This is a genomic window from Streptosporangium heterodermiicola (assembly GCF_051390675.1).
Taxonomy (GTDB): domain Bacteria; phylum Actinomycetota; class Actinomycetes; order Streptosporangiales; family Streptosporangiaceae; genus Streptosporangium.
In genome coordinates this window covers 77,676-99,297 of sequence record NZ_JBPJSR010000020.1, presented here as the reverse complement: position 1 = coordinate 99,297, position 21,622 = coordinate 77,676, and the positions used below count along the sequence as shown (strand labels likewise).

Sequence of the window (21,622 nt, the reverse complement as noted above, 5' to 3'; positions counted from 1 at the left end):
ACGACGTCGCCTCGGGGTGGTGTGAGCTGTGCGGCCCGCCGCGCTTTACAATGTAGATTATTTTCTCCCGGGGGCAGCTCGTCCGGCTCCGGCTGATTCCTGGCCGACGTTCGCCGCGTCACGGCAACCGGTTCGGCAGGCCCGAGGAGCGTGTTCCCCGAAGGCTCTCCCGGTCGTCCTGTGGCTATGCCAAATCGGCGAAGTCGTGTACGGTCGCCGATCCTGACCGGACAACATGGATCCCGCTTCCAGTGCCGATCTCTTCCGAGCGGACCTTGAGGGCTTCGGTGTCCATGCCTCGCGGCCACTTCGTTCCGCTCTCGGACCAGCGCACGCCATCGAGGTTCACCCCGGTCACGTTCGCGGCGCGTAGATCAGCGGTCGTGAAGTCGTCCAGGAACGCCTTCAGTGAGGCTTCGTCGAGGCCGGGTAGATCTTGGCCCAGCGCCAGGGCGATGGCTTCCCGCACCTCGGCCACATGGAAGTCGACGATGCCGCCGGCGAGGTCGAGGCGGAGAACGAGATCGAGGTCGCGGGCGAGAGAGCGTGCGAGGGCACGGACGCGATCACGGACGCTGTCGAGGTCAAGGTCGAGGTCGCGGGCGAGGTCGCGGACACAGTCGAGGACGCGACTGAGGACGCTGACGAGGTCGAGGACACTGCCGCGGTCGAGGTCGAGGTCGAGGTCGCGGACGAGTTCAGGGCAGAGGGCGCGGATGCGGCCGAAGGCGAGGTCGAGCCGGTGGGCGAGGATGCCGATGAGGACAAGGTTGCGGGATGTCGTCATGACCTGAGGGTGGAGGCGCAGCATCAGGCGGTCTTCGGGACCGATCGGCCAGGTGAGCTGTCCGGAGGCCGGGCGATCCTGCTCCGTCGCGTGCGGCTGCGGTTGGACGACCGGCGCGGGTGGGGGTACGGCGGCCGGCAGGATCGCGGCCAGACCGGCTTCGACGTCGAGGACGGTGTCCAGGTCGTCCATGAGGGCTACGTGACGGGAGTGGAGCAGAACCTCGCGCAGGCCGGCTTCGACGTCGAGAACGGTGCCGAGGTCGTCCACGAGCGCGCGCCGGTGCTCGTCGAGCCAGTGGCCGGCGGCCTCGTCATGGTGTTCGGACGGTCGATGAGTGTTCCCTGTTCCCCCTCCCCCGCCTCACGGTACGCGGCGGCGGCGCGGCGGGCCTTCTTGAGGTTGGCGCTGACCGCGTTGGGGGTCATGCCGAGCTGTTCGGCGATCTCGGAGGGTGTGAAGTCGCTCATCGTCCAGGCCAGAACCTGGCGTTGTCGAGGCGGCGGGCTCCGGAGCATCCCCAGCCCGTCGTGGCGGGCCTCCCACTCCGCCACGCGTTCGCCCGCCCCTCCGTAGTGATCCACCCCCTGCCTCGGGGTCAGTCAGGCGAAGTGAGCCAGCCGCGACGGCGCAGGGTCGATGCGGTGCACGTCGCTGCAGTCCATCAGGGTGCAGCCGAGCAACTGCCGGACGGTGACCAGGTCGAAGGCGTGGATGTTGCGGGCGCTCTTGAACTCGACCAGGACTCCGCCGGCGATCAGGTCGGCGTCGGCCGCGCCGAGTATCGCGGTGAGTTCTGTTGAGCGCCGGATTTCTGTCACCGGAAGCGCCGATCCATCTGTTGCGCGCGAAGATGATGTCGGTGGACGCGCGGGATTGTCGCAGTGGGTCGCGGACCTGATGTCAGTCACTGGTTGCCGATCGCATTGAGCGGGCGGGAGCGCTCGCCGTAGTAGTCGTCCTGCGCTCCCGAGCCGCTCGTTTCGTTGTCGTGGCCGTTGAGCGTGGAAAACCGTCAGTCGTCCGCACGGAATCAATGGCGGTGCTGTACATGGACTCGTAGGGGACCCGCCGCCTGCCGTCGCCGTGTTCGAGGACGTCCTTGAGGCCGTGGCCCTCAGTTGACGCGGCGGATTTCAGACCTTCCGCGCGTCCATCAGATGGTGATCTTTTTTGTGTGAGGGAGAACCCCTCGTGGCTTCCGATGAAAGAATCAGGACCGGAGGTGATCATGGCTGCGACGTCTTTGGGACCGGCGTACCACCGTTTGTGGCTGGCGACGGCGCTGTCCAATCTCGGCGACGGGATTCGGATGGCGGCCTTGCCGTTGCTGGCGGCTGTCATGAGTTCGGACCCGGTCGTGGTGGCCGGCGTGGCCGTCGCCGGGCAGAGCCCGTGGTTGATATTCGGGTTGTTCGCGGGAGCCGTTGTCGATCGTTACGATCAGCGCCGTCTGACGGTTCTCGTTGATGTGGCACGTGTGCTGCTGCTGCTCGTCCTGGTGGTCTCGCTCGCTTTCGGCGTCGCCAATATCGCCGTGGTGTACGCGGTGGCGTTCGCGTGCGGTGTCGGAGAGACCTTGCGCGATACGGCGACGGCCACCCTCCTTCCTCCCCTGGTCAGTGACGAAGACCTCGATCGGGCCAACGGTGGTTTGGTCAACGCGGAGGTCGCGGGTAACGAGTTGGTGGGGCCACCTCTCGGCGGGTATCTGTTCGGTGTCGCCTTGGTGCTCCCCTTCGCGGTCAACGGCAGCGCGCTGGCGTTGGCGGCGGCCCTGGTGTTCAGCCTGCCGAACGTGTTCGCGCGCAAGGCCGCGTCCTTCACCTCCAAGAGACAGATGGCGGCTGACACGCGTGCGGGTCTGCGGTGGCTGGCGCGTCATCGGCGTTTGCGCACCCTTGTTGTCCTGGGTGCTCTGTTCGCGTTGATGGACAGCGTCTGGTTCCCCATCTTCGTGCTCTACGTCGATCAGACCCTCGGACTGCCCGCGTGGGCCTACGGCGGATTGCTGGGTGTGGGCGCCGTAGGAGGTCTGGCGGGCGGTTACCTCGCCGCACGTCTCACGAATTCGCTCGGATCCACGACGGTTCTGACGAGCTGCCTCGTGTGTGCCGCGGTGGGACAACTGATGCTCGGGCTCACCACGTCGGCCCCTGTCGCGGCCGCCGGTTTGGTGATGACGAGCGGCGCGTTCGGGGTGTGGGCGGTCGCGGCCCGGACACTTCGCCAGCGGCTCACCCCACCGGAGCTTCTTGGCCGAATCAGTAGCGCGTCGATGACCGTCGTGATGGGGGCGGCGCCTCTGGGAGCTCTGGCCGGCGGGCTCATCGCGGCCGGCTGGGGACTGACCGCGCCGATCCTGGTGGGGATACCCGTACTTACGGTGGGCGCGCTTGTTTGCCACACGACGTTCCGCGAGCGCGACGAGCCCGGATGACGGCGGTCCGAGTATCTGCGGCCGGTCACTGACATCATCTCCGCGCGCGGCACCATCGACGGTGACCGGCATCGGCCTGACGTCGGCAGGTTGCGGTTGGGAGATGCCACTGATGGACGGATGGACGGCGTTCACCGGGTCATCGGCCGGGTGATGGCAAGGCCGAGGTCGGCTTCGACGAGGTCGCGGGTATCGTGCGAGCGATACCGGTCGCCGCGCAGGTTTCGGACGACACCCGTCCTGCCGGGCGGGTACGGCGACGAGGTGGATGTGGTCACGGGCGTGCCGCAGGGCGATGCATCGACAGGCTTCGGCCTCGGCGAGGGGAGCGATGCCGCGCGGGTGTGCGGGGAGAGTCCTCGTCGGCGGTGGCGTCGTCACCGGCACGCCCGTGCGCGGCCAAGGGAGCGGGGCGAGTAAGGCAACCGCGCGGGCGGCGACCGCGACCGCACCACTGGCCCGCCTTGATGCGATAAGACGGTGCCGGCCGCGGGCGGACCGGGCTCCGGAGCGGGACCGGGGCCGCGCGGTCGCCGACGTCGCGCGGGTCACGGCGAAGGGAAGTGGGGCGTGCACGAGCTGGGCAGGTTGTTGGAGGAGGTCGCCCGCGGGGTCTTCCCCGATGCCGACGGCGCGGTGGAGTTCGTGGACCAGCCCGGCCCGCGCGACTGCGGGGTCATCGCGTTCACCGCGCACAGCGTGGTGTTCGCCGATGTCGATCGCGAATGGATGCGCGGCCTGCTGCCCGCCGGTGACGTGTCCGCGCCGCTGAATCCGCCGTTCCTGCGCGCTCTGGAGGAGCGGACCGGGCGCCGGGTGGACAATCTGGACCTGCTCGCCGTCGCCGGCGCGCTGAGCGGCCCTCCCCCGCTGCCTCTGGTCGAGATCACCGACGCCGGCCACCCTCGCGTGCGCCGTGCCCTCCGGCATCGCGACGGGGTGCGGGCGTGGCGGAGCGACGGAGGAATCGTACTGCTCGGCCAAGGGGTGGCGGGCCGCTGGGAGATCGCCGTCGAGGTCGAGGACGCCCACCGTGGCCGGGGCCTCGGCAGGCGACTCGCGCGAGCGGGACGACACCTCCTCGGCGCCGAGCAGGCCGGGCAGGCGGTGTGGGCACAGATGGCGCCGGGCAACGCCGCCGGCGTACGTGCCTTCCTGGGCGCGGGTTTCCTTCCGGTCGGCGCCGAGGCCCTGCTCATCCACCAGACAACGGCGAGCACTCCCCCGGGCACACCGGACCACCGTGCCGACGGCTTGGCCGGCGGTGCGTTCCGGGCCTGAGCGCGAACCGTCGGGAGGTGGGTCGGATGCGCGAGTGCCGCGCCAGGAACCAGCCGGTGGCGAGGCCGGTTTCCGTGACGCGTCCGACCGGCGTCAGGGCCGAGCTGACGCTCTCCGGCGTATCCACGGGATCGTCGAGGACGTCGTCGTCGCTGCTGCTCGGCTTTCGAGGAGAATCAGACCGGATTTCGGCGGCGGCCAAGCCGTGGCCGGTTCGGCCCGTACCGTGGCCGCCGAAGACGACGCAGAACGGGTGACCGACGGGATCGGTGAAGACGCGGAAGCCCGTCTCACGTTCACCCGGGACACGGACGGCACCCAGGGCGAGGAGTTCCCGCTCCGCCTGGTCGGGGTCACTCACGCGAATGTCGAGGTGCATCCGCTGGGGATGCGCCGGGTCGGGCCGGCTCGGCGGAACCCATGGGGTCGCCCTCTGGAAGGCCAGCTGCCGAAGACCGGGCTCCGGGCCGATGACTACCCAACCGTCGATGTCCTCGTTGACCCTCATACCGAGCACCCGGCAGTAGAACTCCGCGAGCGCACGCGGATCCGGGCAGTCGATCACTGTCTTTTCGAGACGTCCGATCATGCGTAGAGAATGCCAGCATGCCGGCCACTGGTGGATGCGCGCGAAGACGGGCCCGGTCCTGGCGCCGCCGTGGACGCTACGAGGATCCAAGGGCGCGGGCCAGGGACTCGGCTCTGCGGTGGTCGTACGGTGCGGCCAGGCGTTCGGCGGTCGCCATCGCCCGCTCGGCCGCCCGCCTGGCCCGCCTTCGCTCACCCAGGGCTGCCAGGACCAGCGCGAGGGCCCAGCCGATCCGGGCGGCGGCGCCGGGGTTGCGGGCGGCGTACCGGGAGAGGTGCCCGAGCAGGAGGGGGGGCACTGTCCGGTCCTGCCTTGCGTGTCCGAGCGGGAGAGGGGCCAAGGTCCGGTCCTGGCCCGCGTTCCCGAGCAGGAGGGGAGTCACTGTCCGGTCCTGACCAGCGTGCCCGAGCAGCTCGGCGAGGCTGGTCCAGCACTCCAGCATGCCGGGCTGCACCGTCGGCAGCCGCTCGGCCAGCGTCAGCGCCTCGGCCAGCGCCGCGGGCGCCCGCGCCGGGTCCAGGCGGGCCGCGATGGTGAGCAGGCGCAGCTCCTGGATCGTGCGGCTCGCCGGGCTGTCGCGCAGGCCGAACTCCTTCGCGTGCGTGCGCCGCCGCTCGTGCGAGGCGCGGGCGGCCGCCAGCAGCTCCCGGATCCGCTCCACCGGCACCCCGTCCAGGCGCGACAGCGCTTCGGCCCGGCCGGTCAGGCACCAGTGGCGGCCGATGTCGTCCCCGCCCACCCGCGCGACCGCCAGTTCCTCCGTCTGCGCGTACCCGGTGGCCGCCGCGGCGAACTCGCCCTGCCACAGTGCGGTCTCGGCGAGCATGCCGGCGCAGTTCTCGGCCACCCGCGGGTCGATCGTCCGCGACCGTCCTTCCGTGAACGATCGTTTGGCGTCCTCGAAACGGCCCGCGTGCAGCAGGTCGATCCCGCGCGCCAGCCGGGCCCGGTGCACGGCCTCGTCCGGGTGGTCGGTATCGGAAAGCGCCTGGTCGGCGAGGCCGCCGTAGCGGGTGGCGATCCGGTGGCGACCGGCGAGGCGGGCGATGGTGGCGAAGTTCGCGTAGGACTCGGCGCGCAGGGCGGGGTCGGTGCCGCTGTCGGCGGCGTTGAGCTGGCGCAGCGAGGTCACCAGCATCACGGGGAGGTCCTGCCGGTGGTAGGCGAGCCGGGCGAGCAAGGTCAGCGCCTGCGCGACCTCGGCCTCGTCCGTACGGGGTACGGGGAGGAGACGGCGGGCGGCCGTGACCGGCAGGAGGCGGTGGGCGGCCTGGCGGGTGGCGGCGGTCAGCAGAGCGGTCGCGAGGCCGACGGGGGTGGCGGGGAGTGGCTCGCCGAGCGTGTCGAGGGCGGCGCGGGCCAGGCGGGTGGCGGCGCGTTCCCTGGCGAGCTGGTGGGAGCTCACCGCGGCCATCCGGAGCAGGCGGGCCCGCGGGCGCGGGTCCCGCGCAGGGCGGTCGAGGTGCTCGCGGACGATCGCCGCCGACTCCTCGTACAGGCGCAACCGCAGGCACAACGTCCAGTAGTGGTCCAGGAAGCGCGGCTGCCCGGACACCCGCCAGGCCAGGCGGATGTTGTCCATCTCGGCGCCGAGCACGCGGACGACCTCGGCGTCCGAGCCGTCCTGGAGCGCGGTGGCGTGCCGGTCGAGGAGACGGGCGTAGTGGCGGGCGTGCCGTTCGCGTACCCCCGGGTCCTCCAGGTGGGCGGCGGCGAGCTGCTGGATGACGGGGTGGAGGGTGTAGCGGCCGGACGGGGTGAGCCGCAGCATGCTGTGGTCGACCAGGTGGACCAGCACCTCGGGGCTGGTCGCGGCGACCTCCAGGGCCGCGCGCAGGGTGCAGCCGCCGCCGAACACCGACAACGCCGCCAGCGCCGCCCGCCTCGCCGGGTCGAGCAGCCGCCAGGACGTCTCGAAGACCGCACGCATGCTCGCGTGCCTGGACCGTACGGCGGGCCCGGCCGTGCAGAGCAGCCCCGTGTCCACGCCGAGGCGTTCGGCCAGGTCGGCGCACGGCACGGCACGAAGCAGGCCGGCCGCCAGCTCGATCGCCAGCGGCAGCCCGCCGGTCGCGGCGCAGATCGCGGCCACCAGCGGGGCCTCGCGCCCGGGGTCGAACCCCGGCCGGGCCTTGAGCGCCCGCGCGACGAACAACGCCTCGGCGTCCGGCCCGGCGAGCCCCTCGACCTCGACGACCACCTGTCCGGGCACGTCCAGCCGCCGCCGGCTGGTCGCCAGCACCCGCAGGTCCGGCGCCACCCGCAGGATCTCCGCGATCATCCCGTCGAAGGACGGCAGATGTTCGAGGTTGTCGAGCACCAGCAGTGTCGAGCGACCGGCGAGGGCGGCGAGCAGCAGTTCGGCGGCGGGCCTCGGCGGCGAGAGGTCCACGCCGAGCCGGCGCGCGAGCGTCGTCACGGCCGCCTCCGCCCGCACCCCGACGAAAGACACGAACGCGACATCCGCCGGGGAGGGGGACGCGCCGTCGTGCTCACCGGGCTTCGCGCAGGAGAGGGGGGCGGTGTCGTACTTCCCGGTCTCCGTGGAGGAGACGGACGTGGTGTCGTGCTTCCCGGTCCCTGCGGAGGAGGGGGGCGCGCCGTCCCGCTCCAGGGAGGCGGTGTCGTGCTTCCAGGTCCCCATGGAGGAGACGGACGCGGTGTCGTACCTCCCAGTCCTCGTGGAGGAGAGGGACGCGCCGTCCCGGTCCGCGGCCTCCGCCGCGGCGATGGCCAGGCGGGTCTTGCCGATGCCGCCCGGGCCCGACAGGGTGACCAGGCGCTGCCGGGACAGCAGGGCACGGAGGCGGCGGATGTCGGACTCGCGGCCGACCAGCTCCGACCCGGGGACCGGCGGGGCGGCCCGGCGGGCGGTCGCCGGCCGGGGCGTGAGGTCCTGGCGGAGCGCGCGGGTCTCGGGCGCGGGATCGACGCCCAGCTCGCGCGCCAGCCGCAGGCGCAGCTCCTCGTAGCAGGCCAGGGCCGCGGCCCGGTTCCCGGACCTGGCAAGGGAGGTGATCAGCACCCGGTGGGCCTCCTCGTCGTAGGGGTCCAGCTCCGTCACGATCCTGGCCAGCCGTACGACGTGTTCGCGGGCGGCGGGCCCGGCGCGTACGAGCAGCTCGCGCAGCACCAGCCGGGCCCGCCGCCGCTCGCACTCCAGCCACCCGGCGAACGCGGGCGCGTCCCCGAAGGAGAGACCGTCGAGGAACTCCCCGCGCCACAACCGGAGCGCCCCCGCCACCGTCGGGTCCCGGGTGAGCTGCCGGTAGTCCACGAAGCAGTCGTCACCGGCGCGCAGGCCGACGTGGTCGCGGGTGATGTCGAGCCAGCCGCCCACGTCCTTACGCAGCTCCGACAGCGCCAGCCGCAGGCTGCCCCTGGCGTTGGCGTCGGGACGCTCGCCCCACAGCAGCCCCGCGAGCTCGGCCCGCGAGCGCGCCCCCGGCGTGGTGGCGAGGTAGCACAGGAGTGCCCGGGTCTTGGCGGAACGGATCCGCACCGGCCTTCCCCCGACGGCCAGCTCGGGCGCGCCGAGCAGCAACAGGCTGAAGGAGTCTCCCATGCGACGACGGTAGGCGCGGGCCCGCCGCCCGGCTGTGCCGGAAGACACGGAGATCGTGTGCCCTATGCCGTTGACCTGTGGTCTAACGATGTGCTCACGCCGCGTCCGCGACTCTGATGCCGCGTTTCGCGACGGTCGCGAGACGTCAGTGTCTCCAGGAGGAGCAGCATGCATTCTCGTAAGGTGATCGCCGCACTCGCCCTGGCCGGAGGTCTGGTGGCGCCGATGGCGCTGGCCGCGACCCCGGCGGCCGCGATGGCCGGCTCGTGCCGCGTGGAACTGTACGACGTCGACGCCGGCAACGTGGCCGACCGGGACGGCAGGGACGAGCTCCGGTTCCTGGTCGACGGGAACCTGTTCCCCAGGATCAACGCCAACTACTTCGGCATGAACGCCGGTGACGACGGGGATCCCGGCGACTTCGAGGACCCGACCTCGATCATCCTGAACACCCAGGACGTGGACTTCGAGCTTCGCGAGGCCGACGGCCCGGCCTGGGGGCGGGGCGACCTGCTCGGCACGGTGACCGCGCTCGGCAGCACGTGCGCCGGGCTCGCCACCGGCGCCACCAGGACCATCACGAGGACCCTCACCGGGACCGAGCAGACGGCGTACTCGTACGTGGTCGCCCTTGAGATGACCGCTCTGTAACCGCCGCCGGAGCCGAGGCCGCGCCGCCACCGCGGGGCGGCGCGGCAGGGGCGTCGGCGGCGCGGGTTCGGCGGCACCCTGAGGTTCTCGGCTCTACATCGCAGACATCCGGGGGTGGCGTACCGGGGTACCGGGGTGTCCCCAGCCGCCGGGGGGCGTCGGCGGCTGCGGCGTACCGCCGCCACCCTCCGGCTCCTCCCGCGGACCCGCGTCGTCGACCGTGGCCACGCGAGTCCTGCCCTGACGTGGCGGGTCTTCCCCGATCGGACGTCGCCGGGATGTCGTCATCGCCGGTCGGCCTCGCGGAGCATCGCGTCCGTTTCGGGGTCGGGCATGAGCTCCCGGACCTCCTGCGCGCAGCGGCAGGCGACGGCGATCTTGGCTGCCCACGCCAGCGCCTCTTCGCGTGAGGCCACGTCGACGACCGAGAACCCGCCGACGACCTCCTTGGTCTCCGGGTAGGGGCCGTCGGTGACCAACCCGTCCGTGGCCACGACGCTCGCCCTCTGCCTTTCCAGTCCGGCGCCGAACACCCACACACCGGCGTTCACGGCCTCCTGGATCACCGCGTGCGAGGCCTTGCCCACGTCGGGAAACTCCTCGTCGGAGATGTGATCCATCGCACCGTCGTCGAACGAGATCAAGTACCGCGTCATCCCACCACTCCCTCGCACCGGCGGCCTCTCCCGACCGCCTCTCACCTGTTCTACGAAAGCCTCGCCCCGGATTCGACACCGTGCCGAAATTTTCGTGGAATCCCCGCCGCCCGGCGCCCGTGAGTGTCGTGTCCCCTCACCCGCCGACACGCGGCCGAGCGGGCGGACGTCTCCCGACGGCACCCCGCTCAGGAGGCGTGCCGCTCGATCTCTCTGACGAGTTCCGGCCAGACGCCCGCCCGGCCTCCCGAACACCTCGTAGGCGATCTCGACCTCTCCGTTGCGTGCGATTCCGCTCTCCGCCACGCCTTCTCCCGGCAGGTTCGTCATGCGATCGCATGATAGGAGGAATGCCGCCGGATGGCCGCGGAGGCCGTCATCGATCTGTTCACGACCGGCGGCGCCGAGGAGACCGGGACCGGGCCGTGTCCGGCGAGCATCCGCCGGGGAGCGTGTGGTGCGCGTTCGGAGGTGGTCACCTCGACATGAAAGATCGTGACCTCAAAGTGAATCTGACCGCGCCCGGCCGCTCGAATGACCGTCCATGGGGCACAGCCAACAGGTGAGCAGCGGACGGCCCGGGCGCGGGGCGGTGCGGGAGCGGCCCTCGCCGGTGAGGCCGCGCGCACGCGTGGCGAGCGTGCTCGGCGCGGCGCTGCTGGCCGCGATGGTCGTCGCGCAGGTCGCCTCGGGGCTGCAGGCCCGGCCGATCACGCTGACCAGCGTGGTCGTCCTGCTGCTGGCGGCGGGCGCGCTGGCGTTCGCCTGCGCGACCCACCCCCCGGCCAGGGTCGTCGCGGCGTTCGCGGCCGTGGTCGCGACCGGGTACGCCGCCGAGTGGATCGGGATCAGGACGGGCCTGCCGTTCGGCGACTACCACTACACCGGCGTTCTGTGGCCCGCGCCCGGCGGGGTGCCGGTGATCGTGGCGCTGGCGTGGGGCGGCATGGGGCTGGCGGCCCACGCGGTGGCCGCCGCCGTCGCGCCGGTGAGCCGGGCGGCGCGGATCGTCACGGGGGCGCTGGCCCTCACCGCCTGGGACCTGTTCCTGGACCCGCAGATGATCCGGCTGGGCCTGTGGGCCTGGCACGACCCCGGCCCCTACCGGGGCGTTCCCCTCGGCAACTTCGCGGGCTGGCTCGTCGTCTCCCTGCTGGTGATGGCCCTGCTGGAACACGTACTGGCCGAGCCGGCGGCGTGGAGCGCCGGGCTGGTGTCGATCTACACGGTGATGGCGGTCATGGAGACCGTCGGCTTCGCGGCCGTCTTCGTCCCGCCGGACCCGCTGGTGGCCACGGCCGGAGGGCTCTCGATGGGGCTGTTCGCCCTGCTCGCCTGGCGGCGCGGACGCCGGAGCCGGCCGGTTCCCGGGGCGGGCCGAGCATGACGACGACTCCACTCATCAGAGCCGGAAGCGAGACCCGAAGGGAACGCGGATGCCCGAGGTAACGGTGATAGGCGGCGGCGTCGGGGGCATGGTCTCCGCGCTGCTGCTGGCACGGCAGGGGCATCGGGTACGGCTGTACGAGCGGCTCCCCCGGCTGGGCGGCAAGCTCGCCGAGCACACCAGGGACGGCTTCACCTTCTCCGTCGGCCCCTCCCTGCTCACCCTGCCCGGCGTCTTCACCGACCTCGGGATGGACCTCGACCTGGTGGAACTCGGCGAGCTGTGCCGCTACCGCTTCGCCGACGGCTCGACGCTGGCGGCGTACCGCGACCCGGCCAGGATGGCCGCCGAGGTCGACCGGCTCGCTCCCGGCGAGGGCCGCGCCTGGCTCGCCTTCCACGACTGGGCGCGGCGCTGTTTCGACGCGTCGCGCCGCACCTTCTTCACCGGGCCGCTCACCCGGCCGCCTGCCGAGGCCCGCCTGTCGGACCTGCTGGCGGTGGCGCCGGGCCGTACCCTCGACGGCCTGGCCCGCCGCTTCTTCACCGACCGGCGCCTGCGCCAGTACGTGGGCCGCTACGCGACCTACGCGGGCTCCAGCCCGTACCGCGCCCCGGCCGCACTGGGGTGCGTCCCGGCGATCGAGCACGGTGAGGGCGGCTGGTACGTCCCCGGAGGACTGCCCCGCATCGCCGACGCCCTGGCCCTGATGCTGGAGAAGGCGGGGGTGGAGGTCGTCCTGGGCGCGGAGGTGGCCCGGGTGCTCGCCGACGGCGAACGGGTCAGGGGGGTGCGGCTCGCCTCGGGGGAGCGCGAGCGCGCGGACGTCGTGGTCGCCAACACCGACGCGGCGGCGCTGTACGGGCGGCTGCTGCCCGACCGGCGGCGGCTGCGGCGCATCGCCGGGCTCGGCACCTCCTCGTCGGTGTTCCTGCTGCTGGCCGGGGTGGAGGGCAGGACAGAGGGGCTGGGGCACCACTCGATCGTCTTCTCCGGCGACTACGAGCGGGAGTTCGGCGACATCTTCCGGCGGCGCAGGCCACCGGAGGACCCGACCGTCTACATCGGCTGCTCGGTCGTGGACGACCCGTCGCAGGCCCCGCCGGGCACGGAGAACTGGGTGATGCTGGTCAACGTCCCGGCCCGCGACCCCGGCCGCTGGCCGATGTCCCCCGAGGCGTACCGGGACCTGGTGCTCGGCCGCCTGGCCTCCAGGGGGTACGACCTGTCGGGGCGGCTGCGCTTCGTGGACCTGTTCACCCCCGCCGACCTGCGCGACCGGTACGGCGCGTGGGGCGGCTCGATCTACGGCGGCGCCTATTCCGGCAGGCTCGCGCCCTTCCGCCGCCCCGGCAACCGGGGCCCCCGGCGCGGCCTGTACCTGGTGGGCGGTTCGGCGCACCCCGGCGGCGGGCTGCCGCTGGTCGCGATGGGCGCCCGCATCGTCGCCTCGCTCGTACGGGAGGACTTCCCCGTCACGGAGACACGACGATGAGACTCCTGACCGCGCTGCAGGCCGTCGCCGCGCTGGCCGTGGCGGCGCGACTGGCCGGGGGGCGGCGTCGCCGGCCCGCGCTGGCCCCCGTACGGGCGGCGTCGCCGCGCGTCTCGGTGGTGATCCCCGCCCGCGACGAGGAGGCCCGCCTGGGCCCGTGCCTGTCGGCGGCGCTCGCCGATCCGGACGTCGCGGAGGTCCTCGTCGTCGACGACGAGTCCCGCGACGGCACGGCACGGCTGGCGTCCGGGCTCGGCGCGAGGGTCGTCGCGGGGGCGCCGCTCCCCGAGGGCTGGGTGGGCAAGCAGTGGGCGCTGCAGCAGGGTGTCGAGGCGGCGGTGGGTGAGGTCGTGGTCACCCTGGACGCGGACGCCCGGCCCGCGCCGGGATTGTTCGGCGCGCTCGCCGCGGCCCTGGGGGAATACGACCTGGTGAGCGCGGGCCCCAGGTTCGTGTGCGAGGGAACGGCCGAGCAGGCGCTGCACGCCTCGTTCCTGGCGACGCTCGTCTACCGCTTCGGCCCGATCGGACCGGCCACTCCCCCGCCCCCGCACCGGGCGATGGCCAACGGCCAGTGCACGGCCTTCCGCCGCACGGCGATGCTGGACGCCCGCGGATTCGCGCGGGTACGCGGGCATCTGGCCGACGACGTGGCGCTGGCCAGGACCCTGGCGGCCGACGGCTGGGCCGTGGGGTTCCTGGACGCCGGGAGCCTGCTGGAGGTCGACATGCACGACTCGGCCGCCGGGGTGTGGCGGGAGTGGGGGCGGTCGCTGTCGCTGCGCGACGTCACCACGCCGGGCCGGCAGGCGGCCGACCTGGCCGTGATCTGGCTGGCCGCCGCACTGCCCGTGCTCCGGCTGGTGACCGGCCGCCCGACCCGGCTCGACCTGGGCCTGCTGGCCGTACGGCTGCTGCTGGCCGGCGCGCTGCGCGGCAGCTACACGCGGCCCGGGCCAGGCGTGCTGCTCTCCCCGCTGCTGGACCCGCTGGCGGTCCTGCGGCTGACGCAGGTCACGCTGCGCCCGGTACGCGACTGGCGGGGCCGCGCCTATCCGGCCGCCACGATGGCCTCCCGCCTCGGCTCCGGTACGACGAACGCGCGACCAGGTCCGGGGACGGCGGGCACCCGCTCCGGCGGGGCCGCGACGGACACCCGGCCGCGAGCGGACACGCGCCCGGCACCCGACACGGCATCAGGCCCGGACGCATTGCCGAGACCGGACACGGCACCGGGCCCGGACACCCGGCCGCGAACGGACGGCCGACCGGCACCGGGCACACCACCGGGGCCGGTCACGAGGGACGGTCGGTCCGCGCGGCCTGGCCGAAGCGCAGCCCGATGAGGCACATGAGCAGGCCGGTGGCGGCCACGTACGTGACCGGCGCGAAGAGCAGCTGGAACAGCGGGATGCCGAAGACACCGGCGCGCGCCCCGATCGCGAAGGACCGCGTCACCAAGGCGACCCCGGCCAGGGCGGCCACCCCGAGCAGGAAACCCGGTGGGCAGATGACGGCGAAGCCGCCCGCGAAGGCGAGGATCGACCGGCCTCCCCTGAACCCGGCGAAGACCGGCCAGGCGTGCCCGGCCATGGCGGCGGCCACCGCCAGATACACCGGCAGCGCACTGTCGCCGCTCACCCCGCCGGGCCAGGCGAGGTGCGTGCCGCCGGCCCACAGGCCGAGCAGCCCGGCGAGCGTGCCCTTGAGCGTGTCGCCCGCGAAGACCGGAACGGCGGCCCGCCAGCCGAGCCGCTCCCTGACGTTCCAGAAGCCGGGGTTGCGGTCGCCGACCTCGCGGGGGTCGAACCCGTGCGCGCGGGCGACCAGCACGGCGACCGGTACGGATCCGAGAAGGTAGCCGCCGATGACCGATACGAGCAGCGGAACCATCGCGTCCTTTCATCTCATGAGATATGCGGATATAGGGGCTATGCGGTACATGGCGTTCGACCGGCCGGTGCTGGGGAGGACGCCGGGGCTGACGTTCTGGCGGCTGCTCGGCTCCGGTCGCGGGGCCTCGACGAGCATGGGCGCGGACCTGCGCCGCTGGGCCCTGCTGGCGGTGTGGCGCGACGAGCGGGACCTGGACCGTTTCCTGAGCGACTCCCCGGTGGCGGCGCGCTGGCGGAGCGCGGCCCAGGAGTCCTGGCAGGTCCGGCTGGTCCCCCTCGCCTCACGCGGCCGCTGGAACGGGGTGGACCCGTTCGGCCCTCTCCCCACCGGCCCGTCCGTCCTTTCCTCCGGGGCCGGAGGCCCGTCCGCGCTTCCCTCCGTGACCGCGAGCCCGTCCGGCCTTCTCCCCGGGGACACGCCCGGCCTTTCCCCCGAGGGCGCGTCCAGCCTTCGCCTCGGGAACACGCCAGGCCTTTCTCCCTGGGGTGCGCGACCGGATCCCGGCGGTCCCGTCGCCGTGCTGACCCGCGCGTCGATCCGGCCCGCCCGCCTGGTGGCGTTCTACCGTTCGGTCCCCGGAGTGGATCGCCTCCTGGCGGAACAGGAGGGCTGCCTGGCCTCGGTCGGCGTCGGCGAGTGGCCGCTGGCCAGGCAGGGCACGTTCTCGCTGTGGCGCGACGCCGACGCGGTGCGCGACTTCGCGCACCGGGGGCGGGCGCACCGGCGGGTGATCGGCAGGACCCGCGCGGAGGGCTGGTACTCCGAGGAGCTGTTCGCCCGGTTCTCCCCGTACGCCAGCGAGGGCACCTGGGACGGCGCCGACCCCCTGGCCTGACCCGGCCCGATCCGCCCGGCGTCGCGGCCACGGTCCTGTTTCCGGCCACGATCCCGTTCCCGCTCAAAGGGCGGGTTCCGCGGCGAGGTGGTCCCCGAAGCGGGTGGCGACCCCGCCCTCGGCGAGGTCGTGCGCCACCGCGCAGGCGCGTGCGATCGTCGCCGCCCGCGAGGAGCCGTGCGCGACGACGACGGTGCCGCTCAGCCCGAGCAGCGCCGCCCCGCCGTGGGTCTCGGGGTCGTAGCGGCGGGCCACCTCCCGCAGGTCCCCGGCCCCGGCGACGCCGGAACGCGCCACCAGCGTCAGCGCGGCCCGTACGGAACCCTCGACGTTCTTGAGCACCACGTTGCCGGTGAAGCCGTCGGTGACGATCACGTCGACGGTGCCCGCGAGCACGTCGTGGCCCTCCACGTTGCCGTGGAAGCGGAACGGCAGATCGGGAAGCAGCTCACCGGCCCTGCGCGTCAGCCGGTTGCCCTTGCCCGGTTCCGAGCCGATCGACAGCAGGCCCACCGACGGGTCGGCGACGCCGAGCACGAGCTGGGCGTAGGAGACGCCGAGCAGCGCGAACTGGGCGATCATCTCCGGGGTGGGGTCGGAGGTCGCCCCCGCGTCGATCAGCACGGTGGCGCCGCCGGTGACCGAGGGCAGCGCGATGGCCAGCGCGGGCCGCAGGACACCCGTGGCGCGGCCGATGCCACGGATGGCGCACGAGACGACCGCGCCGGTGGATCCGGCCGACACGAACGCCGACGCCGCCCCGCGCCGTACGAGATCGCAGCCGACCGTCAGGCTGGTCGTGCCGGAGGAGACCGCTCCCGCGCCCCGCTCGGCCATCGGGACGACGTCCTCCGCGTGCACCACGCCGACCTCGGCGGCGGCGCCGTGCCGGTCGAGCTCGGCGCGGATGTCCCCGGCCCTGCCCACCAGCAGCACGGGGATCCCCAGCTCGCGCCGGGCCGCCACCGCCCCGGCGACCGTCTCGACCGGTCCGTGGTCTCCGCCCATCGCGTCGACGACCACAGGTTCCGACATCACGCCCTCCTGACGACAGTGTTGGACGACCTCACGAACGACGACGACCTCACGAACGAGGGCGACCCCGCGAGCGACGACGCCCCCGCGACGGACGCCTTCGCGACGGACGGCCCGACAACGAACGACACGGAAACGGACCACCCGGCGACGAACGACAGCGCGACGGGCCGCCCGACGACGGATCGCACGGCGACGGTCCCGTACGGCCGGTTCACGGGAGCTCGACGGTCAGGCGGCGTTCGGCGCGGTCGGCCGCGGACGCCGCGAGCAGGTGCCGCGCGAAGATCGCCGCCCTGCGCCGCCGGGGCACGGCGACCCTGGCGGCGAGGACGTCGTAGCGAGCGGCCTCGATCCGGTCGAGGATGCCGCCGTACAGCTGGAAGGCCGCGCGGATGCACGGCCGGGACGAGGGGGTCAGCATGTCGATGCCCTCCGCGGCCCGCGCGTAGTGGTCCCTGGCCCGCCGGGTCTGGAAGGCCAGCAGCTCGCGCAGGGCCGGAGTGCTGGAACCGCGCCCCAGGTCGGCCACCGTCACCCCGAACCTCTCCAGGTCCTCCATCGGGAGGTAGACCCGGCCGCGTTCCAGGTCCTCGGCGACGTCGCGCAGGAAGTTGGTCAGCTGGAAGGCGAGCCCCAGCTGGCGGGCCGGTTCGCGGGCCTTGTCCTCCAGGCCGGGCAGCGGTTCGAGGACGGGCAGCATCATGGTGCCGATCACCGCGGCCGAACCCTCCATGTAGGCGAGCAGGTCGTCGTAGGTCGCGTAGCGGGTGACGGTCAGGTCGGCCCGCATCGAGCTCAGGAACGCGTCGATGTCACCGTGGTCGACGCCGAAGGAACGCACGGTCTGCGCGAACGCGGGGAGCACCGGGTCCTCGGTGGTCCCGCCCGCCAGGGTGGTGGCCAGCCGGGCGGCCAGGCCGTCGAGCGCCCGCGCCCTGTCGCCGGTCATCGTGAAGGAGTCCACGATCTCGTCGGCGTAGCGCGCGAAGCCGTACAGGGCGTGCACGTGCGGGCGCTTCCAGGCGGGCAGCAGCAGGGTCGCCAGGTAGTACGAGCGGCCGTGGCGGGCGTTGAGCCTGCGGGAGAGCTCGTAACTCGCGGTCAGGGTCATCGGGCGCTCTCCAGTACGCGTTCCGCGGCGAGCCGGCCGGAGATCAGCACCGGGGGAACTCCCACCCCAGGCGCGGTGTACATCCCGGCGAAGTGCAGCCCGGGAACGCGCCTGGCCGCGCCGGCCGGCCGGAACCAGGCCGTCTGGGTGAAGCGGTGGTCCAGCGCGAAAGGGGTGCCCGCCGAGTGGCCGAGCCGCGCCCAGGCGGGCGGGTCGAGGGTGAGCCTCGGCGCGGAGGACAGGTCGCCGTAACCGAGGTCGGCGAGCCTGCCGAGCAGCCGGTCCTCCAGCCTCGGGGTGAGCCGGTCCCAGTCGGCGCCGCCGCGCAGGTTGGCGGTCGGCTCCAGCACGGTGAGGGTGGCGTGGCCGCGCGGCGCGGCGCCGGTGTCGGACTCCGGGTAGGTGACCAGCAGGTTCGGGTCGGGTTGCGGCCGCCCGGCCCGCAGCGCGTCGAAGGTGGCGTCCCACTCCCCGCCGAAGTGCAGGGTGTGGTGCGCCTGCCCGGCCAGGCGCCGGTCGAGGCCGAAGTGCAGGACCAGGCAGGAGGGCGAGTAGCGGGGACGGCGGAGCCGCCAGTCGCCCGCGCCCTTCGGGAGCAGCCCGGTGTGGGCGCGGGACAGGTCGCAGGCGACCACGACGTTCCCGGCGGCCAGGCGCTCCCCGGTGTCGAGCCTGACCCCGGAGACACCGGAGGGACCCGCCTCGACCCTGACGGCTCGCACCCCGTACCGGATCCGCGCGCCCGCCTTCTCGGCGAGCGCGGCCAGGGCGCGCGGGATGGCGTGCATCCCGCCCTCGCGCGGGAAGAAGACGCCCCCGACGGTGTCCATGTGGGCGATGACCGCGTAGATCCCGAGCGCCCGCCGGGGCGGCAGGCCCACGTACAGGGCCTGGAAGGTGTGCGCCTTGACCAGCCGGTGGTCGGTGAGGTGGCTCTTGACGAGGGAGTCCAGGCCGCGGAAGCCGCCCAGCGCCGCGATGCGGGCGAGGACGCGCGGCCGGGCGAGGTCGCGCAGCCGCGTCATGTCGCGGTCGATGAAGGCGGGCCACTCCGCGTCGAACAGCTCGCCGAGCCGGGCGCGGAAGCGCCGGTACCTCTCGGCCTCGGCGGCGCCGCTCAGCTCGCGTACCCGCTCGGCCATGGCGTCCTCGCCGGCCACCACGTCGAGGTGGGAGCCGTCGTGGTAGCGCAGCCGGTAGTACGGGTCCAGCCGCCGTAGCGGGAGCACGCTCTCCATGTCCTCCCCGGCGGCGGCGAAGACGTCGGCGAGGACCTCCGGCATGGTCAGCACCGAGGGGCCGGTGTCGAAGCGGTACTCGCCGAGGGTGGCCGTGCCGCAGCAGCCTCCCGGCACGTCGTTCGCCTCCACGATCGTGACGTCGCGCCCGGCGGCGGCCAGCCGGACGGCGGCGGCCAGCCCGCCCAGACCGGCGCCGATCACCACCACCCGGCTCACGCGCTCCTCCTCGTCGCCAGGTCCCCCCGACCGGCCCGCGGGACCGTCCCTCGTCCGGCACGGGGGCCCGTCCGCTCACCGGGCCGATCGGTGTCACACGTGACAGCGGCCATGGGCATCACTCCTTAGCGTCCATGGAGGACTTCGCGAGCGAGGCCGTGTCCGGATGCGTCCGTCCGGCGGCATGCTCACGGCCCATGACCGATGGCGTCGGGCGACCCATCCCCGGGCGGGGCTACCGGTAAATCAACCCGCCGCGCAAGAAGACGCAAAGGAAGCGGCGGGGAAAGCGCGGAAAACCAGGCCGGGGGCCGAGCGGGCGGCGGACGCGTGGAGGGGCGGGCGAGGAGCGCCCGGCCCCCTACCGTACGGGAAGGCCCGGCCCCCTCACGTACGGGAAGGAGGCCGGGTATCCGGTTCGGGTCAGCGGACCGCCCGGAGGGCGTCGACGATCCCGTAGCCGTAGAAGCCGTTGTGCGGGGCGCTCCGCTCGCAGGTGTGCGTCGAGGTCGCCGTGGTGCCGTCCGGCAGGTGCCTGGTGTAGGTGTGGGCGGCCGGGGTGGGGCAGGCCGTCCTGGTGGCGGTGCCCTTGAGGACCGTCTCCACGACGGCCGGGGGGAGCTTCTTGCCGCCGTGCACCGGGTCGCGGCGGCCGTACTCGCTGACGATGAGCGCGGCGACCCCGGCGGCGCGCGGGGAGGCCATCGAGGTGCCCTGGAGATACGCGTAGTAGCCGCAGACGGCGCCCTTGCAGCTGCGGACCACGTTGGTGACGTTGGGGGCGCCGTCGGGGTCGAGCTGGCCGCGCGCCTCGGCCACGGACCTGGGGTAGGCCGCCAGCGTCGCCCTGGTGACGTCGCGGTCGCCGGCGGCGGTGTCGTAGACGTCGCCGCCCGGTGCGGCGACGTCGACGTGGCCGTCGCCGTAGTCGGAGTAGTACGCCTTGCGCCCGCTGATGCCGGTCGAGGAGACCGAGATCACGTGCTCGCCCTCGCTCGGCATGGAGACGCAGCTCGTGGGGATCGTGCGCGAGTAGGGCTTCTCACCGGGCACCCCGGCGAAGTCGGGGCTGGAGGCGTCGACGAGCTCCCCGGTGTAGTCGGAGGCGCCGTTGCCCGCCGCCGACACCAGGGTCACCCCCCTGCTGTGCGCGTAGGTGAGCGCCCGCTGCATGGCCTTGACGACCGTGGCCTGCTCCTGCCGGTACGCCGGGGAGTCGGCGGGGTTGTCGTCGCAGTTGAACAGCCACGGGTCGATGTAGTAGCTCATGTTGACCACGTCGATGCCGACGTCGCCGGCGTAGGTCAGCGCGTCGATGCTGGGCTGCAGGAAGAAGAAGCCGGAGTCCTGGCCGGCCCGCAGGTTCACGATCGAGACCCTGGGCGCCACGCCCGCCGTGCCGAGCCCGTTGAGGGGCGAGGCGATCGACGACGCCACGTGCGTGCCGTGCTCGTTCTCGTCGACGTCCGCCGGGTCGTCGCAGGAGCGGTCGGGCTCGGCCTCGCACGGGCCGTCGATCACCTTGCCGTCTGCGTCGGCGGGGATGTCGACGGTGAAGTTGCGGCTCAGCTCGCGGTTGAAGTTGGGGGCGATGTCGGGGTGGGAGCCGTCGACGCCGGTGTCGACGACCCCGACCAGCACGCCCGGGTCGCCCTGCTGGTGGCGGTAGGAGCCGTCCACGGTCGCGTGGATCCGCTTCATGTCCCACTGGAGCTCCGACAGCGGCTCCGCGGCGGGCGCGGGCCTGCCGAAGGTGGAGGCGGCGGGCGCGCCGTCACCGGCCTTCTCCACCGCCCTCGACTGCACGGCCGCGCGGCCGGCGGCTCCTCTTCCGGCGGCGGGCACGCCGCCGATGGACCGGTTGTGGGCGATGTCGTCGATCGGGGCGGCGTCGCGCACCGCCTCGGCGAAACGGGCGTTCGCCGTCTTGACGGTGGCGACGCCGACCGCGGCGTTCTCCTTGAGGATGCTCCCGCCCGCCGCCCTGATGGCCCGCTGGGCGTCGGCGGGACGCGCGCCCTCCGTGTAGAGGACGACGTACTCGGCTTCCGCGCCCGGTTCGGCGATCGCCCGCCGGGCCTGCGCCGAGGGCACCAGCGCGGCTGCCGTGAGGGCGGCGGCAGCTACGGTGATGATGACGCGTTTCACATATACCTCCGTGTATCCGAAGAGCTCCCCGCAAATGTGATTTAACGCGCGCCGACCGATCAGCCGTGTCCACATCTGCCGCCGAGGCGTAATAGGACCGGCAGGGGCCGGGAAATCCCGTCACCGCCGTGACCTGCACACATCGGCGAATCATGTCATCAGGGAACCGTTACCTGGAAATTCTCGCGCCAAAACCACGGGCGGTGTGGAGTTTCACACGGTCGACCCCGTTTTTGAAATACGGGCGGGAGCACAAAAGGATTGAGAGAGGGTGGAAAGGGCGGAA

General features: G+C 73.1%; 18 protein-coding genes. 7 read left to right on the top strand and 11 right to left on the bottom strand.

Translation table 11 applies throughout. The features are described from left to right. Positions 1-184: 184 nt before the first annotated feature. From ACSC1Q_RS33570 to ACSC1Q_RS33560, 3 genes are read right to left on the bottom strand one after another with little or no spacing between them, the layout of a single operon-like run. Positions 185-979: a hypothetical protein gene (locus ACSC1Q_RS33570; RefSeq protein WP_436762722.1), complete on the bottom strand. Its 795-nt coding sequence runs from the start codon at positions 977-979 to the stop codon at positions 185-187. Between the two features lie 5 nt (positions 980-984). Further along, positions 985-1,341, bottom strand: a complete 357-nt coding sequence (locus ACSC1Q_RS33565; RefSeq protein ID WP_436762721.1) for a helix-turn-helix transcriptional regulator — start codon at positions 1,339-1,341, stop codon at positions 985-987. Positions 1,342-1,389: 48 nt separating this feature from the next. Continuing rightward, complete coding sequence (locus tag ACSC1Q_RS33560; RefSeq protein WP_436762720.1) at positions 1,390-1,608, bottom strand: hypothetical protein; 219 nt, start codon at positions 1,606-1,608, stop codon at positions 1,390-1,392. Between the two features lie 410 nt (positions 1,609-2,018). On the opposite strand from ACSC1Q_RS33560, the gene ACSC1Q_RS33555 reads away from it, so the two are divergent. Further along, a complete protein-coding gene (locus ACSC1Q_RS33555) occupies positions 2,019-3,227 on the top strand; it encodes an MFS transporter (RefSeq protein ID WP_436762719.1) in 1,209 nt (402 codons plus the stop codon). Positions 3,228-3,797: 570 nt separating this feature from the next. Continuing rightward, the gene (locus ACSC1Q_RS33550) at positions 3,798-4,508 is read left to right on the top strand and encodes a GNAT family N-acetyltransferase (RefSeq protein WP_436762718.1); all 711 of its coding nucleotides are present in this window, start codon (positions 3,798-3,800) and stop codon (positions 4,506-4,508) included. Here ACSC1Q_RS33550 and ACSC1Q_RS33545 read toward each other — a convergent pair. Both ACSC1Q_RS33545 and ACSC1Q_RS33540 read right to left on the bottom strand, forming a co-directional pair. Beyond that, positions 4,423-5,016, bottom strand: coding sequence for a VOC family protein (locus ACSC1Q_RS33545; protein ID WP_436762774.1), 594 nt, complete (start codon positions 5,014-5,016; stop codon positions 4,423-4,425). The genes ACSC1Q_RS33550 and ACSC1Q_RS33545 overlap by 86 nt on opposite strands. Positions 5,017-5,173: 157 nt before the next feature. Then, complete coding sequence (locus tag ACSC1Q_RS33540) at positions 5,174-8,662, bottom strand: ATP-binding protein (protein WP_436762717.1); 3,489 nt, start codon at positions 8,660-8,662, stop codon at positions 5,174-5,176. Between the two features lie 168 nt (positions 8,663-8,830). On the opposite strand from ACSC1Q_RS33540, the gene ACSC1Q_RS33535 reads away from it, so the two are divergent. Next, entirely contained in the window at positions 8,831-9,313 is a 483-nt protein-coding gene (locus ACSC1Q_RS33535; protein ID WP_436762716.1) for a hypothetical protein, read from the top strand. Between the two features lie 284 nt (positions 9,314-9,597). Here ACSC1Q_RS33535 and ACSC1Q_RS33530 read toward each other — a convergent pair whose 3' ends face one another. Beyond that, positions 9,598-10,299: a YciI family protein gene (locus tag ACSC1Q_RS33530; protein WP_436762715.1), complete on the bottom strand. Its 702-nt coding sequence runs from the start codon at positions 10,297-10,299 to the stop codon at positions 9,598-9,600. A 214-nt stretch (positions 10,300-10,513) separates the two neighbouring features. Here ACSC1Q_RS33530 and ACSC1Q_RS33525 point away from each other — a divergent pair, with 214 nt between their 5' ends. The 3 genes from ACSC1Q_RS33525 to ACSC1Q_RS33515 are packed head-to-tail and all read left to right on the top strand — an operon-like array spanning position 10,514 to position 14,197. Further along, positions 10,514-11,356 (top strand): carotenoid biosynthesis protein, encoded by an 843-nt coding sequence (locus ACSC1Q_RS33525; RefSeq protein WP_436762714.1) that lies wholly within the window; start codon positions 10,514-10,516, stop codon positions 11,354-11,356. Positions 11,357-11,405: 49 nt separating this feature from the next. Next, on the top strand, positions 11,406-12,851 hold the full coding sequence (locus ACSC1Q_RS33520) for a phytoene desaturase family protein (RefSeq protein ID WP_436762713.1): 1,446 nt from the start codon (positions 11,406-11,408) through the stop codon (positions 12,849-12,851). Next, positions 12,848-14,197: a glycosyltransferase family 2 protein gene (locus ACSC1Q_RS33515; RefSeq protein WP_436762712.1), complete on the top strand. Its 1,350-nt coding sequence runs from the start codon at positions 12,848-12,850 to the stop codon at positions 14,195-14,197. Before ACSC1Q_RS33520 ends, ACSC1Q_RS33515 begins: the two co-directional genes overlap by 4 nt. On the opposite strand, the gene ACSC1Q_RS33510 is transcribed toward ACSC1Q_RS33515, so the two are convergent. Continuing rightward, complete coding sequence (locus tag ACSC1Q_RS33510) at positions 14,148-14,744, bottom strand: glycerol-3-phosphate acyltransferase (RefSeq protein ID WP_436762711.1); 597 nt, start codon at positions 14,742-14,744, stop codon at positions 14,148-14,150. The genes ACSC1Q_RS33515 and ACSC1Q_RS33510 overlap by 50 nt on opposite strands. Positions 14,745-14,784: 40 nt before the next feature. Here ACSC1Q_RS33510 and ACSC1Q_RS33505 point away from each other — a divergent pair, with 40 nt between their 5' ends. Continuing rightward, positions 14,785-15,582, top strand: a complete 798-nt coding sequence (locus ACSC1Q_RS33505) for a spheroidene monooxygenase (RefSeq protein ID WP_436762710.1) — start codon at positions 14,785-14,787, stop codon at positions 15,580-15,582. Between the two features lie 63 nt (positions 15,583-15,645). Here the strand turns inward: ACSC1Q_RS33505 and plsX are convergent, their stop codons facing one another. The 4 genes from plsX to ACSC1Q_RS33485 all read right to left on the bottom strand — a co-directional run bounded on the left by plsX (position 15,646) and on the right by ACSC1Q_RS33485 (position 21,336). Further along, positions 15,646-16,617 carry a phosphate acyltransferase PlsX gene (gene plsX, locus ACSC1Q_RS33500; RefSeq protein WP_436762709.1) on the bottom strand — a complete coding sequence of 324 codons (972 nt, stop codon included), beginning with the start codon at positions 16,615-16,617 and terminating at the stop codon, positions 15,646-15,648. 214 nt (positions 16,618-16,831) lie between these two features. Continuing rightward, on the bottom strand, positions 16,832-17,731 hold the full coding sequence (locus tag ACSC1Q_RS33495) for a phytoene/squalene synthase family protein (RefSeq protein ID WP_436762708.1): 900 nt from the start codon (positions 17,729-17,731) through the stop codon (positions 16,832-16,834). After that, positions 17,728-19,188 carry a phytoene desaturase family protein gene (gene crtI / locus ACSC1Q_RS33490; RefSeq protein ID WP_436762707.1) on the bottom strand — a complete coding sequence of 487 codons (1,461 nt, stop codon included), beginning with the start codon at positions 19,186-19,188 and terminating at the stop codon, positions 17,728-17,730. The genes ACSC1Q_RS33495 and crtI overlap by 4 nt, the downstream gene beginning before the upstream one ends. Positions 19,189-19,611: 423 nt before the next feature. Beyond that, on the bottom strand, positions 19,612-21,336 hold the full coding sequence (locus ACSC1Q_RS33485) for a S8 family serine peptidase (protein WP_436762706.1): 1,725 nt from the start codon (positions 21,334-21,336) through the stop codon (positions 19,612-19,614). Positions 21,337-21,622: the final 286 nt, after the last annotated feature.